This window comes from Bacillus sp. IT-79MI2 (assembly GCF_949768135.1).
Lineage (GTDB): Bacteria > Bacillota > Bacilli > Bacillales > Bacillaceae_G > Bacillus_A > Bacillus_A pseudomycoides.
In genome coordinates this window covers 80425-96458 of the sequence record NZ_CATKPV010000044.1, presented here as the reverse complement: position 1 = coordinate 96458, position 16034 = coordinate 80425, and the positions used below count along the sequence as shown (strand labels likewise).

Sequence of the window (16034 nt, the reverse complement as noted above, 5' to 3'; positions counted from 1 at the left end):
TAAGTGTAAAACAAGTGTCCGACGCTCGTTCCACACTATAATATATGCTGTCCTATTCAATATAGTGCAATGAATTTTAAGTAATCTAATTTAGTTTTTCTTATTTCAAAATGAGAAAAATAACTATTATACAAGCCCGCACACAAATAGATATATTAAATATCATATTAAAGTAGGTATGGAAACACTCAAAAAACAAAAATAAACGGAGGTTTTTTAATTGAGTGAACAAGAAAACAAAAACAATCACCATAAAGATTGTAAGGTTAAAGCGGAAACACAAATTCCATTCAGTGATACTCCAGCAACGCCTCTTCTTACAAGAAATCCAATAGTTAAAATTCCAGTTGTATTAGCAGAAAGAACACTTCAAATTGTAGTAGAAGCAAATATCCCACTTCATCCACCAGCAGTAGAAATTAAAAGAGTATTAAAAGATGTATTTTTACAACAATGTAAACTAGTACCTGTTGAATATGAACCAATTGATGGAACAGGGTATTTACGAGTAACAAGAGCAAAATTGTTTGTAGAAGGTTTTATTCGTAAAAATATTGAATATGCTGCTAAAGACTGCAATGGAGTGATTCATGACAAAATTGCAAAGGTTCGATTCTCTGGTTTTGCTGACTTAACTGCAAATGACTTTTCTTCTAACCCAATCATAGCTTTTTCTTCAGAAAATAAAGCTCGTTTTATTAATCCAAAAAACACTGATGTTCCTCGTCTAGATAAATTCTTCTTTGAAAATAATGTTTTCTATAATGAACAGCCATTTTGTGAAATAATTAGTGCAGAATTTTATGAGCTTGATTTCTCACCATGTGATAATGATCATGATAAACATCATGGAGAATCATGTGGTAAACATCATGAAAAAACATTTGACCACTTACGTGAAAAAATCGTTCTTGATCTTACTTTGAAAGTATTACAAACTCAACAAGTAAGAATTGGAGGAACTGGACAATCTAGCTGCTAATTAAGAATTCTCATTAATATTCTTAAATCAAGTCAGTTATTTTGCAACATTTCATGCACTAAAAAAAGAAGAATCCCATATTCTTTTTGGGATTCTTCTTTCTTATTTAAAGATTGCTCACACAAATGATCTGCACATCAATTCATCTTTGATATACAGATCATTTGTATGATAATTTTTATAAATAATTGCTAAATAGTGAACTTACATTACTGCTTTTAAAAGTTCTTGAACAAATGGAAGTGCTCCACCTACAAATTTTAAAACTGTCATTGCGATTGCCATGTTATTTCCTCCTCTTTTTTCGTATTAAGGTATGATAATTTTTATAAATAATTGCGGAATAATGAACTTACATTACTGCTTTTAAAAGTTCTCCTACTAATGGAAGTACTCCACCTAAAAATGATAAAACTGCCATTGCGATTGCCATATTATTTCCTCCTCTTTTTTGAGTATTAAGATGTGGTAAATCTTTATACTCTCATTATAGTAAGCGCTTATTATATCAATATATATTTATATGCAATATTACATATAGAGGGCAACGAAATATCACATTTTCACATTAAGACATGTATTGGAAATTAATTGTTCCCTAAAACAAAAAAATGAACTGAATTCTCATAGACAACTGTAGTGAGATAAATTTTTTGTTTTGGGGTACTCCAAAATATTAGGTTGATGGGCATGGTATTTTAAAATCTTAGCTTGATGGGTATGCGGCAGAACCCCTACAAGAACAGAAGCATCCTTAACGAATTGAATCGTAGGTAGTAGGATACTGTACATCCCCCTTACACGCTTTATAGAATGTGATTTAAAAATAAGTCGATAGTTTGTTACATATAACTTTCCGCCAATAGCTTCATGTTTTCTAAAAGGACTATATTTAATTTTCTTCATACCAAAGTCTTTAAAATCAATAATTGCATTCGCTTTCCGCTCCATAACAACTCTTTCCCCTTTAAACAAATCCTGTTGTTCTAACTGCATCACTATCCCCGCCCTTTCCTTTCAAATTTCACATTTTTCTACACAACTTGATTATACTCATCTTTTTCCATTTAGAGAGTATAAATTTTAAGCTGAACAACAGAATCAAACAAAAAATTTCATATAATTAAAATGAACGAAACAAAGTGAAACAGAATAAAGAGAAAGGTGACTTTTCGTTCAAAATTGAACGAAAAGTCACCTTTCTTGTTTTGTATTCAGTGGTCTCCTTTAATAGGAGTCTTTTTTTATATTGAAAATTCAAACAATCATTATTACAATTGTCTCTCTGCTTCAATTTCCAGAGATTCTTCATGCCACCAAAGTGCTTCTTCTGGGTCTTGCTTCGCTATTTCGTGTGCTTCTTTTTTCGTTTCTACAGTCGGGTACGAACCTTTCAATGCACGACCTGACGTTGTTATAAATAGTAGGCTAAATACAATGAAGCCGATTAAGCTGACACCAGTTAAATAAAATGCGGGTGCAAGTGCATTTCCAGTAGCATGAACGAAATATGAACATACGAGCGGTGTTGTTCCACCAAATATGGATACGGAGATATTAAATGATATCGAGAGTGCGCGATAACGTACATCTGTGAAAAAGAGAGATGGTAATAAGGAAGGTAATGTTCCTTCATAAGAACTAAGGAAGAAACCTAAAATAAAGATACCTATAAAAATAGCCGCAATATGTCCATTACCGATTAGTAAAAAGGCAGGAATTGAACATATTGTCAAACCGAGTAATCCGAATTGTACTACACGTTTATTACCAACTTTATCGCTTAATTTCCCGAAATAAAGCGCCAGTGGAATCATGAGTGCCATCGTAATTGAAATGATGATTAAACCAGTTGTTTCTTTGATTTTTAATATTTGTGTTAGATAAGAAGGGATAAAAGAAAGGATCATATAGTTAGTAATATTAAAGAAGGCAACAATTACTGTGCTTAGCAGGAAGTCCTTTTTATGATATTTTAAAATATCGATAAACGGAATTTGTTCATTGTCTTCAGATTCCTCTTGTGCTTTTTCCATCTTTTGAAAGATTGGAGATTCGTCTAAATGACGGCGTAAATATAAACCGACCAAACCAATTGGTGCAGCAATTAAGAAAGGAATACGCCATCCCCAACTAAGCATTTGTTCATCTGTTAACAATAACGTCAAAATGGTAACGATTACCGAAGCAGCAATGTAACCTGAGAGTGTTCCAATTTCAAGACCACTACCGAGTATACCACGCTTTTTATCTGGAGAAGATTCTGCGATATAAACCATTGCACCTGAATATTCGCCTCCTGTGGAAAAACCTTGAATCATTCGAGCAACTAATAATAGTATCGGTGCCCAAATACCAATTTGTTCATAAGTTGGCAGCAGTGCGATGAATAATGTAGAAAGCGCCATTAAAATAATAGTCGTACTTAAAACAATCTTTCGACCATATTTATCACCAATTCTACCAAAGAAAATACCTCCAATTGGTCGAACTAGAAAGGCGGCAGCAAATGTACCGAATGTAAGTACAAGTTGGAGACCACTATTGTGGACACCCGAGAAGAATAATTGACTTAAAGTAACCGCTAAATACGCATATAAGCCAAAGTCAAACCACTCCATTGCATTCCCAATGCCAGTAGCAACAACAGCTTTCCTCGCTTGTTTAGGATTAACAATATTCACATCTTGAGGTCCAAAATCTAAATCATTTTTTTGTTGCATATAATAAAAACAGCTCCTTATTTAATTTAAAATCATTAAGCACACCTTCTCTTATAGAATAAATTCAATACGAAGCACTTAAGGAAAAGCACCCTCTCCTTACCTGATATTATTGTTTCATAAAATCAATTCCTTGTCTAACGACATGTAGTGTAAGTTAAGTGATAAAGCGCTTTCACAAAAGAAAATACGCCCTATAAATATTCCGAAAATATCCGTATACCTCCTATTTCATACCGAAATATTGAGTATTCTTCTCCTATATCAGTTATTTTCCAAATATATCGATTGTTTCTCAACATATATCCGTAATTCAATAAATTTCGTTATTTACCAAAAAAAAATAAAAAGCTACCTCAAAAAGTAGCTTTCGACAAGGAAATTCGGTCCAAAATCACATCCGGCACCTTCCCCACAATCTCCTCCCCAATTTTCAAGCTAGCCGTTGCCGCTGGAGACGGGGCATTACAAATATGCATAGAGTTTATACCCGGGATAATGCAGAAGTCATCTACCATATTCCCATTAGATAGAATCGCCTGCGCCCTTACACCAGCGTGGGTTGGAACGATATCTTTCTCTGTAAGTTCTGGTATGAGACGCTGCAAGCTTTTGAGAAAAGATTGTTTACTGAAAGAACGAATCATTTCCTTCATGCCTTCTTTCATGTTTGGCATTGCCATTTTCCAAAAGCCGGCGTATGTCATTGTTTCCATGAAGTCTTTTATGTTAAAGTCTTTTTTTGTGTAGCCTTCGCGCTTGAAACTTAGTACTGCATTTGGCCCTGCATGTACGTCCCCATTTATCATTCTTGTAAAGTGAACACCAAGGAACGGAAAGTCTGGGTTTGGAACAGGATAAATTAAGTGTTTTACAAGATGGCGCTTTTCTGGAACGAGTTCGTAATATTCGCCTCGGAACGGGACGATTTTCATGTCTGTTAGTATTCCTGTTTTTTGGGCGATTCGGTCGCTATGTAATCCGGCGCAGTTAATGAGAAATTTCGTTTCAAAGGCGCCTTTGTTTGTTTCGATTGTAACGAAATCTTTGGTTTCAAAAATTTGTTCTGCTTTCGTGCCTAAGTGCACTTCTCCCCCATTTCCCTCTATGAACCGTGCAAATGCATGACTAACTCCTTTATAATCGGCAATGCCGCAAGATGGAACTCGAATGGCTCCTAATCCTTTTACATGAGGCTCGATTTCCGCTAGTTCTTCTTTGTCGATTTTCGAAATATGCAACCCATTTTGCAGGCCTCTTTCATACAGATTATGTAAAAGAGGAATTTCTTCTTTTTCTGTCGCCACGATCACCTTGCCGCACATGTCATAGGCAATGCCATTTTCTTTGCAGAACTCCACCATCGCTGCGTTTCCTTCTTTCGCAAATTTCGCTTTATAGCTACCCGGTTTATAATAAATACCGGAATGAATGACACCGCTATTATGTCCTGTTTGATGATGCGCAAGTTCGTCCTCTTTTTCGATTACTGCGATTTTGGCATGAGGAAATTTTTTCGTTAAGGCCATTCCAGTTGAAAGGCCGACAATTCCTCCGCCGATAATTAGAAAATCATACATTTAACTTCCCCCTTATGTCTGTATCCCCTATATTAGGAAAGGCAGGCCTTTTTGAAAGGCCCGCCAAATCTATTATTTAGAAAAGCAACCACGCTGACGCATAAGCTCTCTATATAAATCTTTGTTTTTCTCAAAAGGAGCGCGCCCGTGCATCCAAAATAGATTGTTTAATAGAACTAAATCTCCAACTGGTAATTTTAATGCATGCGTTGCTGGAGAGTTCTCCACAGAGTATGATAATTCCTTCAAATATGTTGCCTGTTCAATATTATCTGGATAAGCGAATTGGTCAATAAAGCAAATACATGGTGCGTTGTTTACATCGAAAAATGTTTCACGGTATACGATTTCTTGTGCGTTTTTACTTGGAGGTGCTTTGTACGTAACTTTTACCGATGCGAGTGGATGCTTGCGAAATTTATCAAGCTCTTCCCAATCATCTAAATGAAGTAAACGTGATTCACCGCCTACTGCATTCTTTTCCTCAAATTTCATCATAAGGAGCCAATCTGTCGGTTCGTCAACAAATGTCCCGTCTGTATGAAGAGTAAATAATCGATATGCTTGGCGAAGGTAAGAATCACTGCCATCTGTATCTTTCACATTAAATCTCGCGTAGTACGTTCCTGTCATTGCATCAAAGTTAGGTGTACCAATTAAATGTGTTAATGCCGTTGCAAATTTCACATAGTCTCCTGCATCTATCGTTTCGCCTTGTACACCGATTGTAAACCCGCCCGTTTCACGGTCATGAATAATACCGCGAACATTTTCCATAAACGATTCACCAAAGAATTTTTTCATTTGATCAGCAAGGATAAAGCGAGAATACGGAATATATTGTAAGGATTGCTCCGAATGTTCTTTTACCTCTGCGAAAAATTGTTGAAGCAATTGCTGATCTAATACAATATGATACAACCGTTTATGTTCTGGATGAGGAACAATTTCATACCCCTCATATTTCTTTGCAAACTTCATCTTCACTTCTTGTTTCGTAATCACTGACATTTTATTTCCTCCTTTAGTTTAAATAAACGAAAAAGCCAGTCATACGCATCTACAATGTAAAAAATGTAGAAAACGTACAACTGGCTTTAAATTACGAGTGTTCTTTAATCTCTTAAAGTACAGTAATAATAGACAGTTTTTTTATGAAAATATGTGCAAAACAGAAAATGAAGATCGGATATAGAGAAGGCTAATTTCTCGTATGGATCTTATCATTTTATAATTAAATGATAATTCAAAATATTTACACTGTCAATATGTTTTTATCAGTTATTTTATCGTTCGTGTACTGTGTAAAAATAATAAAGTCGTTGTTTAACTCTTATCCACCTAACACTTCATTATCCATAATACTTAATTTCAGCGTTTTCTTTCTTTGCTCGAATCGTAATTCTTCCAGTGAATTGTGGTGGATTTTCATAATCTTTTTCAACTTCATCAAACATGGCTTGTAAAATTGATTCTAATTCACCTAATGTAGTATCTTTTGATAAACCATTTACTCTTGCAATTTCAATACTTTTATAAGCACCATCAACATTTACTAGCTCTTCTTCACCGAATCCTTTAACTTCAAACTCTACTTTCATTTTCTCCATATCATTCCCTCCTTCTGAAAACTGCCCTTTAGTAGAAGAGCAATCCTACTTTTATTGTATATGAAGCGGTAAGAGCTAGCACTATATTTATTTATTATAATTCTTGTATTTTAAAAACCTTTCTTCTCCTTTGACATGTACTTTTCATTTTCTTTCTCCCGGCCACATGCTTTACACATGTTACAAGGTTTCACCACACCATTTTCCGTACATCTTCTTTTTTGTTTTCCACCTTGATTTAACTTTGACATTTTTTAGCCTCCTCATGTTTTAAAAATAAAAAGCCAGCTATATTCCGCTCACCAAATAAGCAGAAATATAACTGGCTCTCGTTTATGAACGTTCTTTACAAAGTAAAGTGCGATACAGTGAAACTTTAATCAGTGGGGGATTTTTCATCCCCCACTGATTATTAGTTGAACCAATCGGGCTTTTACGGGCAGTTTGTTATAGATTTGTTTCTTCATATTCTTCTTGTGGCTTTTCGCCGTTTACATAGCTTGTATATTGGCGGTACAAATCTTTTACCGCACTAATAATCGCATTTTGCGCTTTTCCTTGATAGTGATAAGAGATTTCTTGAATGATCTCTTCAATGCCATCTTGTAAACTATGCCCTCTTAATATTTGAGCAATAAAGTCTCTCCCATGTTCGGTGGCAAGGGTACATGACGCTTCAATAATAACGTGATATTTGAGATCTGCCTCTATTGTAATTGTTAATGTTTCATAGACACTGCGTACAGCCATCCCTTTCGGAAGTCTTGAGTGTCCTGCCATGAAAAAAGTACCTTTACGCATGTTCATCCCCCATTATTATGTGTTTATTCTATAACTCATACTTGATCGATATATACTGTCTTCACTCGTGTATAAAATTCTGCAGCTGTTTTTCCTTGTTCACGCGGTCTATCGCTAGAATTTTTCATGCCGCCAAACGGAACTTGCGGCTCCGCTCCTGCTGTTTCTGAATTGACATGGACCATTCCAACTTCCATATCATCAATAAACTGCTGGGCTAGGCTGAGATTATTTGTACAAACAGATGCACTCAGTCCGTATTCTGTATCATTCGCTAAATGAATCGCTTCTTGATAATTGTTCACCTTAAACAAACAGATAACAGGACCGAAAATTTCTTCTTTCGCAATTCGTGCATCTTGCGGTACGTCTTCAAAAATAGTCGGTAGAACATAATATCCTCGTTTTAACTCATCTTCTTCTGGTGCGCTACCTCCGCAAAGTAAAGAAGCCTCTTTCTTTCCTACTTCAATCATCGCTAAAACAGAGTGCTGCTGGTTCTCGGATACGCATGGCCCCATAAATGTATCCTGTTTTAATGGATTTCCAACTTTAAGAGCCTTTGTACGTAACAGGAGCTCATTTCGAAATTCCTCATAAATGTCATCTTCAATAATTACTCTGCTTGTCGCTGTGCATTTTTGTCCTGTTGACATAAATGCACCTCTTATCACAATATCGACTGCTTTCTGGGTATCAGCATCCTTTAATACGACTAATGGGTTTTTTCCTCCCATTTCTAACTGCACCTTTTTCCCGCTTGCAATCGCGGTTTGCTGAATGGTTTTTCCGACGCTATTCGAACCAGTAAAGGATATCGCTTTTATATCAGGATTTTCTGTTAATTCCGTTCCAACGACTGAACCTTTGCCAAACACACAATTGATAACTCCAGCAGGAATTCCTGCCTCATGAAAAGCATTCACAAGGTGATAGACTGATTTCGGCGTAATTTCAGCTGGCTTTATAACAACCGTATTTCCATAAATCAGCGCCGGAGCCATTTTCCATGCTGGAATTGCAATTGGGAAATTCCACGGCGTAATGAGTCCGACTGGTCCAACCGCGACGTGCTTACTATAGAGCATTGTTTTCGGATTTGCAGAAGGAATCATTTCTCCTACCGGCTGATTTGCTTCCCCCGCATAGTACTCCAGAATACTGATTGCTCGCTTCGTCTCCCCGATTCCTTCGGCAAGCGTCTTTCCTTCTTCACTCGTTAAATCTTGACCAATTTCTGCCACTCGTTCTTTTAAAATCGCTGCTGCTTTCCATAAATAACTTGCCCGCTCTTGAAACGATAGCCCTTGCCAATTTTGAAAAGCTTCTTTTGCAGATGCGATAGCTGCCTGTGTATCATCTGCTGAACTTAGTGGAAATTCCCCTAACACGTCTCCGTTATGCGGATTATAATTTTTCGAATATTGATTCGTAGATGGCTCTTTCCACTGGCCATTTATATAATTTAAAAACCTCATTTCTCTGCCTCCATCATCGTTTCCTATTTTGATAGTTTCGCAATTGCCGTTTCAAGAACATGAAGCCCTTCCTCCAGCTGTTCATCTGTTATAACAAGAGGCGGTAAGAAACGAAGGACATTACCATAAATACCAGCGCTTATTGTGATTACACCTTTGTTATGTGTTTCTTGCATAATCGCTTTTACTTCTTCTGCTGCTGGTTCTTTCGTATTTCGGTCCTTTACAAGCTCGATCGCCGTCATCGCCCCAAGGCCTCTCACATCTCCAATTAATTCGTATTTCTCCTTCCAGCTATGGAATACTTCCATCATCCGGCTTCCGATTACCTCAGCACGTTTTACTAACTGCTCTTCTTCAATTACATCTAAAACAGCAAGTGCAGCTGCGCAAGCAACCGGGCTTCCCGAAAAAGTGCCGCCAAGTTGTCCTGGCCCAGGCGCATCCATCAATTCCGCTCTTCCTGTTACTGCGCTAAGCGGCATACCTGCAGCAATTGATTTTGAAAATGTCATTAAATCAGGAGCAACGCCAAAATGATCCATTGCGAACAAACTTCCAGTACGAGCAAAACCCGTTTGAATTTCATCAGCAATCATGATAATTCCATATTTATCACAAAGGTTTCTGACGCCTTGTATAAACGTTGCACTTGGAACAATAAATCCACCCTCACCTTGAAGCGGTTCCAAAATAATGGCAGCGATATTATCACTTGCCACTTCCTCTAACATAAAACGTTCGAAATACGCTAAAATTCGCCCATCTACTTCTTCTTTCGTCATGCCGTCTTCCGCGCGGTAATAATACGGATAAGGCAGCTTGTATACATCTGATGCAAATGGACCAAATCCATGCTTATAAGGTTTTACTTTACTCGTAAGAGACATTGTCAGAAGTGTCCGCCCGTGATATGCACGTTCAAATGAAACAACGGCACTGCGCCCAGTAGCTTTCCTAGCGATTTTTACAGCATTCTCTACTGCTTCAGCCCCGCTATTTGCAAACATTGTTTTTTTCTTAAAATCTCCTGGCGTTAATTCATTCAATCTCTCAGCCAACTCAATATAGCTTTCATACGGCGCTACATGAAAACAACTATGAATAGAAGATGCCACCTGGCTTTGAATGGCTTGTACTACTTTCGGATGACAATGCCCGACATTTTGCATACCAATCCCGCCTGCAAAATCTATTAATTCATTGCCATCTACATCCGTAATGATTGCCCCTTTTGCCGACCCGACATATAACTGCGTAATATTATAAGGACCCTCAGGCACCGCATTGTTTCTTCTCTCATGTAGACTATCAGATTTTGTCGTTACAATATTTTGCTTTTCTTTTAACATGGAACATTCCCCTTTCTTACTCCTTCTCTAAACTAACTTTCGAATCTTGTATAATCGTAAAATCTTCTTTTATTGGCACTCGCTTATTTCTATCTCTTAGGAAATAGATTACGATTACTACGGCAGTCGCTAACATCGTCATATAAAATTGCATACGCATATCCGCTATAAACGCTTGTGCAACAAATATCGTAATGATCATCGCAAGTGTTGCATATGTGAGATAAGGGAATAACCACATTTTCACCTTTAGTTTCCCTGGGTCTTCTCTTTCAGCTTTTCTTCTCAACCTGATATGAGAAACGGCAACGAACATATACATCAGCATCGTAACGCCGCCTGAGCTATTCGCTAAAAAAGCAAATAGTTTATCAGGAGATATAAACTTTAGCATGGCACAAATGAATGCGAATACGATACTTGCATAGATCGCCCAAACTGGTGTCCCTCTACTATTTAACTTGGAGAACATTAGAGGGGCATCTCCTTTTTTCGCAAGTGAAAATAACATACGAGAACTCGTGTATATTCCGGAATTCATAACCGAAAGGAGCGATAGAAATACGACCCCATTCATGATTTCCGCAGCCGCAGGGATTCCTGCCATCTGAAATAAACTTGCATAAGGCAATTTCAATAATTCTGCATTGTTCCACGGCATAAAAATGACCAAAATCGATACAGACCCTACAAAGAAAATCATAAGACGCCATACAACACTGTTAATCGCTCTTATTACATTCTTCTCTGGATTGTCAGACTCTCCGGCCGCAATCGCTGCTACTTCACTCCCCGATAAAGAGAAAGAAATAAACACAACGCTAAGTAGTACTGGCATAATTCCTTTTGAAAAAAAGCCCCCGTTTTCAGAGATGATTGAAAGATCCGGTCTATCTACATTAGGTACAAGTCCAAAAATCATAGAAACTCCTAAAACTAAAAATGCAAGAATCGCTACCACTTTAATAAGCGCTAACCAATATTCAAACTCCCCGTATAACTTCACTGAATAAACATTTGTCATTGTCATCATGATAATCACGAACAAACTCGCTAGCCATGTTGGTATGGAAGGAAACCAATTATTGATCATCACTCCTAACAATACCGCTTCGATTGCGATAATAATGAGCCAATTGAACCAGTATAACCAACCGATTGTGTACCCTGCCCAAGGTCCAATTGCCTTATGTGCATATGTTGAGAATGAACCACTATCAGGGTTTACCGCAGCCATCTCCCCGAGCATCCGCATCACAAGTACAACCATTAAAGCGCCAATGATATAGGACAAAATGGCCGCTGGGCCGGTTGATTGAATAATTGTCCCACTTCCTACAAATAATCCGCCCCCGATCACCCCGCCAATTGAAATCATTGTGATATGCCTGGTTTTCAAGTCTTTTTGCAGTTCCTTTTTTTCTTTCACCAAAAAGATCACCAACCTATAAGTATTTATTTTCATAAATCCTTCTATTAGAGTGAACATACATAAGATCGAAACATCGCCCATGATTGATAACGCTTTCTTAACATCTTCTTCTAAATCGGTCTTCTAATAAGCATATGTAACGCTCACCCTTTTCCTATTTATAGGAAAAATAAAAAGAGCCAGAAAAACAATGTAAAGAATTACATTGGATTTTACTGTCTCTATCCTTATGGCTCGTCTTCCTGCTAAGGAAGTTCAAGTGGAAAGAAGCCAATCATCCTCGATTAAATTGAACGAAATCATATCCGGGCATGCAGAGAGGCTAATCACTGTCATCCGATAATAAACTAATAATAATACAAATAGACTGAATATTCAACATTTATTTTAAATTCAGTTATATAGTATAAAAAAAGAAATTTATAAATTCTAAAACATATACTGTTTAAAAGCAAAAAGGAAGTGATCTCCATGTATTTTGGAACAAAAGGATGGTACGTAGCAGAACTAAAAAAATTAGGAGTTCGTTATTTGGACGGAAAAAAATTAGAAAGCTATCGTGCCCATGTTTTACGTAATTTATTAGCGGAAAAGCAAGAAGAACTCAAAGAAAAGTAATCTATTATGATTCATCGATAAAACGATATCGACTGTTCTTTCGAATATATCGACCGTTTCTCACCATATTCGGAATGCGTTTGTCCCGTTTGGCAACAATCAAGCAGAGCGTGACTTGCGAATGGCCAAGGTAAAGGAAAATATCTCTGGTACCTTTCGAAACGAACAGGATGGCGTTGTATTTTGTCGCATTCGCAGTGTAGTTTCTACGATTAAAAAACAGAAACAATCCGTACAAGGCAACAAAAGAAGGCATGCCTCCTTTTGTTGCCTTCCTAGTAAACTATCTAACACTAGGCTAAGCAGTTACTACAAAGCTTAACAAGTAAATACCCTTAATCCTAGAATAGAAGATTTAACAATTCCTTTGAGTAATAAAGAAAAAAGTGATTGGCATATATACCAATCACTTTCCTTTTTTCATTACAAAAGACTTTCTCTATTCACAAACAAGAATTTCCCTAGAAAATGTCCCTTTTTTAGCTATACAGCGGTCTGTAATTTCAAATCCAGCTTCTTTAATCATGTGATCCATTGTCTCAATGGTTACAACAATTACTTTTTTCGCAAAACGACGCGCATGTGTAAGAATTGAGAATTGATCTTCTGGTGTCGCATGTGTAAATAAATTGTACGGCATATCGATAATTGCTACATCGTAATTAGTTGTGACATCCGCAATCGGCCCTACCGTTACGTCTCCTTCAAATCCAAAATGCGCAATATTCTCTCTAGATCCAATTACAACAAGAGGATTTATATCCCGGCCCACGATGTCAATTCCCATGGACAGTGCCTCTACCAGTACCGTCCCTATACCACAACACGGGTCAATCGCCTTGACTCCATCAGGATTTGGCACAGCGATATTCGCAACAGCTCTCGCAACACGTGTGCTAAGTGACGTAGAATAGCTGCGTGGTTTTTTCACGTGATGATACCAAACAGCTTCACTTTCAATATATTCTCCAAAATACCAACGACCACCAAGAGGAACAATTCCAAATACACGCTCTGGATGATGCACGTCCGCTTCCCCTTCAATCTGCATGCCGATTTCTCTCTCAATTACACGCCGCTGTCCGTATTCTATTTTGTTCGATTCATTGAGATCATTAATTTTAACAAAAATAACTTTGAATGTAGCTCCTGCCAAATCAATTTGTTCTACTTGTTCTAAAATATTTGCCAAGTCGTCTCCTTCATACATCACTTCGATTCGTTCTTTCATAAACGGACTTCGACTCGGCTCAATTTTGACCTTACTTTTCAAAATGTTAACATGAGACTCAACTCCAAAAAGAGAGCGCATCTCCATATAACATAAAGATCGTTCATCTTCGCGGAATGCATACGTATATATAAATGCCGGTGTTGTGCTGTGATTATTCAATCTGTTCGCATCCTTTATCATTTTAAATTGTTCTTCCCTATCATTCTCAGTAGCACCATATAACATGAAATATATGAAAAAGGGACGAATAAGCCGAGGCAACTTTGTCTCTTTTTATTAGTTCTTTTCATCGGATTCTTTACTTATTAAAGAATATTTTATTTCTAGGAATTAGCTCGTATTCCTAACTCCTTACAATCGCTCACATACTTTTTTAATAAAGTTAAATGATATCATATGATTCAAACAAAGTGAAACTTTAATCACACTCACCTATCCTCTTTGCTTTTGCTGAATTTCGAAGCGGGAGTCTTACTGCCCGCGAATAGCGGAATAAAAAAAAGTATTTCTTTCTACTAGTCATACAGAGAGAAATACTTTTTTATTTTGGAAATTTGGTTACTGGACATCTATAGTAATAATTCTGGCGTTGCCTCTCTAGTTATTAGGATATTTTTTCTTAATATATACATACTAAACATACTATAGAAGGCACGTAGAAAGTGAGGGAGTCATGGCTAAATTTCTGAAACGGTTAAAATATAGAGGTAATCCTAAGTCATTTTCAATACAAGACAATACTCATTTTTCGAAAAAAAATATAGAGGACTCCCTCTTAGACGCTGATTTATCGAAAAACATAGCTGATATTCAGAATGTATTTCGTCAAGCACCTGATTTAGTGATTCGTCGGTTTCAAATGACAGCAGATGGATTAGAAGCAGCTTTAGTGTATTTGTCTGGATTAACAGATAAACAATTGATTCAACATCACGTTCTAAATCCTTTAATGAATAGTGCTTTTGATACGAATACGGAACTTCCAATTACATTAGGACAGATTAAAATTATTAATACGTGCAGTCAGATTGAAAATGCTATTTTTGGAGGAGATAGTGTTTTATTAATCCACGGCCGAACAACAGCGCATCAATTGGATACGAAAGGATGGCCACAAAGAAATATTGAAGATGCTCATAACGAGATAGCTCTAAAAGGTGCGCATCAAGGATTCACAGAAACTGGAAGTCAAAATATCGCAATGATTCGAAGATATATTCCTCATCGCGAATTAATGATAAAAGAAATAATAATTGGTATACGAAGCAAAACGAGGATTTCTATTTTATATTTGGAAGATGTAGCTTCTGAAGATGTGCTGAAGGAATTAGAAACACGGATTCAAGATATTACGGTCGACGCTGTTGAAAGTACTGGTGAACTTATCGAATTCATTGAAGATAACCCGTACTCACCGTTTCCACAATTTATGTTAACTGAAAGACCCGATGTGGCTGTATCTCATATTCTCCAGGGAAGATTTGTGATTGTTGTGGATCATTCCCCTAGTGTATTAATTGCCCCGACAAATTTTATATCTTTTTTTCAAGGAATTGATGATTACGGGACACGTTGGTTAGTTGCCTCATCTATTCGTATACTTCGTTTCGTCGCTTTTATGATTGCTCTATTTTTACCTGCGAGTTATGTTGCGTTTATTTCCTTTAATTTTGAAGTCATTCCTGTAGAGCTTTTTTTGTCTATTGCGGAATCAAGAACGCGTGTACCATTTTCTCCAGTTATGGAAGCACTGCTTATGGAAATGACATTGGAAGCGATGAGAGAAGGGGCTTTACGGCTGCCTACTCCGATCGGTCAGACAGTTGGAATTGTAGGCGGAATTATTATTGGACAGGCTGCTGTTCAGGCGGGAATTGTAAGCAACATTATGATTATCGTTGTTGCTATTACAGCCATCGCTTCTTTTATTATCCCTAATTATGATATGGGAGCGGCAGTCAGACTTTTACGCTTTCCAATGATGCTATCAGCTTCCCTATTTGGAATTGTAGGACTTGTTATCGGGTGGATGACATTAATTGCGCATCTCATCAGTCTTGAATCGCTAGGTACCCCTTACGGAACTCCGTTAGCACCGTTTCGCTTTGCAGATATGAAGGACGCTTTTGTACGCTTTCCTTTATGGGCGATAAGAAGTCGTTCTAAAGGTACGGGAGCCACTCAATCTATTCGACAAGGAAAAAACCATAATAAAAGGTGAAAC

The 16034-nt window shown here is 37.2% G+C and carries 15 protein-coding genes; 4 read left to right on the top strand and 11 right to left on the bottom strand.

Annotated features, from left to right (window positions below; translation table 11 throughout):
• Nucleotides 1–220 precede the first annotated feature (220 nt).
• Nucleotides 221–982 carry a CsxC family protein gene (locus ACM6HU_RS03300; protein ID WP_275857835.1) on the top strand — a complete coding sequence of 254 codons (762 nt, stop codon included), beginning with the start codon at nucleotides 221–223 and terminating at the stop codon, nucleotides 980–982.
• 624 nt (nucleotides 983–1606) lie between these two features.
• On the opposite strand, the gene ACM6HU_RS03295 is transcribed toward ACM6HU_RS03300, so the two are convergent.
• From ACM6HU_RS03295 to ACM6HU_RS03250, 10 genes are all read right to left on the bottom strand, one after another.
• On the bottom strand, nucleotides 1607–1978 hold the full coding sequence (locus ACM6HU_RS03295; RefSeq protein WP_275857833.1) for a hypothetical protein: 372 nt from the start codon (nucleotides 1976–1978) through the stop codon (nucleotides 1607–1609).
• A gap of 275 nt (nucleotides 1979–2253) precedes the next feature.
• Nucleotides 2254–3705, bottom strand: coding sequence for an MFS transporter (locus ACM6HU_RS03290; RefSeq protein ID WP_275857746.1), 1452 nt, complete (start codon nucleotides 3703–3705; stop codon nucleotides 2254–2256).
• Nucleotides 3706–4061: 356 nt separating this feature from the next.
• Nucleotides 4062–5285 (bottom strand): L-2-hydroxyglutarate oxidase, encoded by a 1224-nt coding sequence (lhgO, locus tag ACM6HU_RS03285; protein ID WP_275857747.1) that lies wholly within the window; start codon nucleotides 5283–5285, stop codon nucleotides 4062–4064.
• A 72-nt stretch (nucleotides 5286–5357) separates the two neighbouring features.
• A complete protein-coding gene (glaH, locus tag ACM6HU_RS03280) occupies nucleotides 5358–6296 on the bottom strand; it encodes a glutarate dioxygenase GlaH (protein ID WP_275857748.1) in 939 nt (312 codons plus the stop codon).
• Between the two features lie 341 nt (nucleotides 6297–6637).
• Nucleotides 6638–6895 (bottom strand): hypothetical protein, encoded by a 258-nt coding sequence (locus tag ACM6HU_RS03275; protein ID WP_077295161.1) that lies wholly within the window; start codon nucleotides 6893–6895, stop codon nucleotides 6638–6640.
• Between the two features lie 110 nt (nucleotides 6896–7005).
• Complete coding sequence (locus ACM6HU_RS03270; protein ID WP_016133150.1) at nucleotides 7006–7146, bottom strand: hypothetical protein; 141 nt, start codon at nucleotides 7144–7146, stop codon at nucleotides 7006–7008.
• A 196-nt stretch (nucleotides 7147–7342) separates the two neighbouring features.
• Nucleotides 7343–7696 (bottom strand): DUF3870 domain-containing protein, encoded by a 354-nt coding sequence (locus ACM6HU_RS03265; RefSeq protein ID WP_275857749.1) that lies wholly within the window; start codon nucleotides 7694–7696, stop codon nucleotides 7343–7345.
• A gap of 35 nt (nucleotides 7697–7731) precedes the next feature.
• Entirely contained in the window at nucleotides 7732–9174 is a 1443-nt protein-coding gene (locus ACM6HU_RS03260; protein ID WP_414847986.1) for an aldehyde dehydrogenase family protein, read from the bottom strand.
• A gap of 23 nt (nucleotides 9175–9197) precedes the next feature.
• Nucleotides 9198–10526: a 4-aminobutyrate--2-oxoglutarate transaminase gene (gene gabT / locus ACM6HU_RS03255; protein ID WP_016113295.1), complete on the bottom strand. Its 1329-nt coding sequence runs from the start codon at nucleotides 10524–10526 to the stop codon at nucleotides 9198–9200.
• 16 nt (nucleotides 10527–10542) lie between these two features.
• Nucleotides 10543–11991, bottom strand: a complete 1449-nt coding sequence (locus ACM6HU_RS03250) for an amino acid permease (protein WP_414847993.1) — start codon at nucleotides 11989–11991, stop codon at nucleotides 10543–10545.
• 438 nt (nucleotides 11992–12429) lie between these two features.
• On the opposite strand from ACM6HU_RS03250, the gene ACM6HU_RS03245 reads away from it, so the two are divergent.
• Both ACM6HU_RS03245 and ACM6HU_RS03240 read left to right on the top strand, forming a co-directional pair.
• Nucleotides 12430–12576 carry a YflJ family protein gene (locus ACM6HU_RS03245; protein ID WP_016113293.1) on the top strand — a complete coding sequence of 49 codons (147 nt, stop codon included), beginning with the start codon at nucleotides 12430–12432 and terminating at the stop codon, nucleotides 12574–12576.
• 13 nt (nucleotides 12577–12589) lie between these two features.
• A complete protein-coding gene (locus tag ACM6HU_RS03240) occupies nucleotides 12590–12898 on the top strand; it encodes an IS66 family transposase (protein WP_267864774.1) in 309 nt (102 codons plus the stop codon).
• A 117-nt stretch (nucleotides 12899–13015) separates the two neighbouring features.
• Here ACM6HU_RS03240 and ACM6HU_RS03235 read toward each other — a convergent pair whose 3' ends face one another.
• On the bottom strand, nucleotides 13016–13969 hold the full coding sequence (locus ACM6HU_RS03235) for a TRM11 family SAM-dependent methyltransferase (RefSeq protein WP_033671809.1): 954 nt from the start codon (nucleotides 13967–13969) through the stop codon (nucleotides 13016–13018).
• 514 nt (nucleotides 13970–14483) lie between these two features.
• Here ACM6HU_RS03235 and ACM6HU_RS03230 point away from each other — a divergent pair.
• Nucleotides 14484–16031, top strand: a complete 1548-nt coding sequence (locus ACM6HU_RS03230; protein WP_016113291.1) for a spore germination protein — start codon at nucleotides 14484–14486, stop codon at nucleotides 16029–16031.
• Nucleotides 16032–16034 lie beyond the last annotated feature (3 nt).

Bases quoted from the DNA above. Each gene is read 5' to 3' on its own strand.
- gabT (WP_016113295.1), bottom strand. From the start codon at position 10,526: ATGTTAAAAGAAAAGCAAAATATTGTAACGACAAAATCTGATAGTCTA.
- lhgO (WP_275857747.1), bottom strand. From the start codon at position 5,285: ATGTATGATTTTCTAATTATCGGCGGAGGAATTGTCGGCCTTTCAACT.
- ACM6HU_RS03290 (WP_275857746.1), bottom strand. From the start codon at position 3,705: ATGCAACAAAAAAATGATTTAGATTTTGGACCTCAAGATGTGAATATT.
- ACM6HU_RS03265 (WP_275857749.1), bottom strand. From the start codon at position 7,696: ATGCGTAAAGGTACTTTTTTCATGGCAGGACACTCAAGACTTCCGAAA.
- ACM6HU_RS03260 (WP_414847986.1), bottom strand. From the start codon at position 9,174: ATGAGGTTTTTAAATTATATAAATGGCCAGTGGAAAGAGCCATCTACG.
- ACM6HU_RS03295 (WP_275857833.1), bottom strand. From the start codon at position 1,978: ATGCAGTTAGAACAACAGGATTTGTTTAAAGGGGAAAGAGTTGTTATG.
- ACM6HU_RS03250 (WP_414847993.1), bottom strand. From the start codon at position 11,991: ATGAAAATAAATACTTATAGGTTGGTGATCTTTTTGGTGAAAGAAAAA.
- glaH (WP_275857748.1), bottom strand. From the start codon at position 6,296: ATGTCAGTGATTACGAAACAAGAAGTGAAGATGAAGTTTGCAAAGAAA.
- ACM6HU_RS03270 (WP_016133150.1), bottom strand. From the start codon at position 7,146: ATGTCAAAGTTAAATCAAGGTGGAAAACAAAAAAGAAGATGTACGGAA.
- ACM6HU_RS03275 (WP_077295161.1), bottom strand. From the start codon at position 6,895: ATGGAGAAAATGAAAGTAGAGTTTGAAGTTAAAGGATTCGGTGAAGAA.
- ACM6HU_RS03230 (WP_016113291.1), top strand. From the start codon at position 14,484: ATGGCTAAATTTCTGAAACGGTTAAAATATAGAGGTAATCCTAAGTCA.
- ACM6HU_RS03245 (WP_016113293.1), top strand. From the start codon at position 12,430: ATGTATTTTGGAACAAAAGGATGGTACGTAGCAGAACTAAAAAAATTA.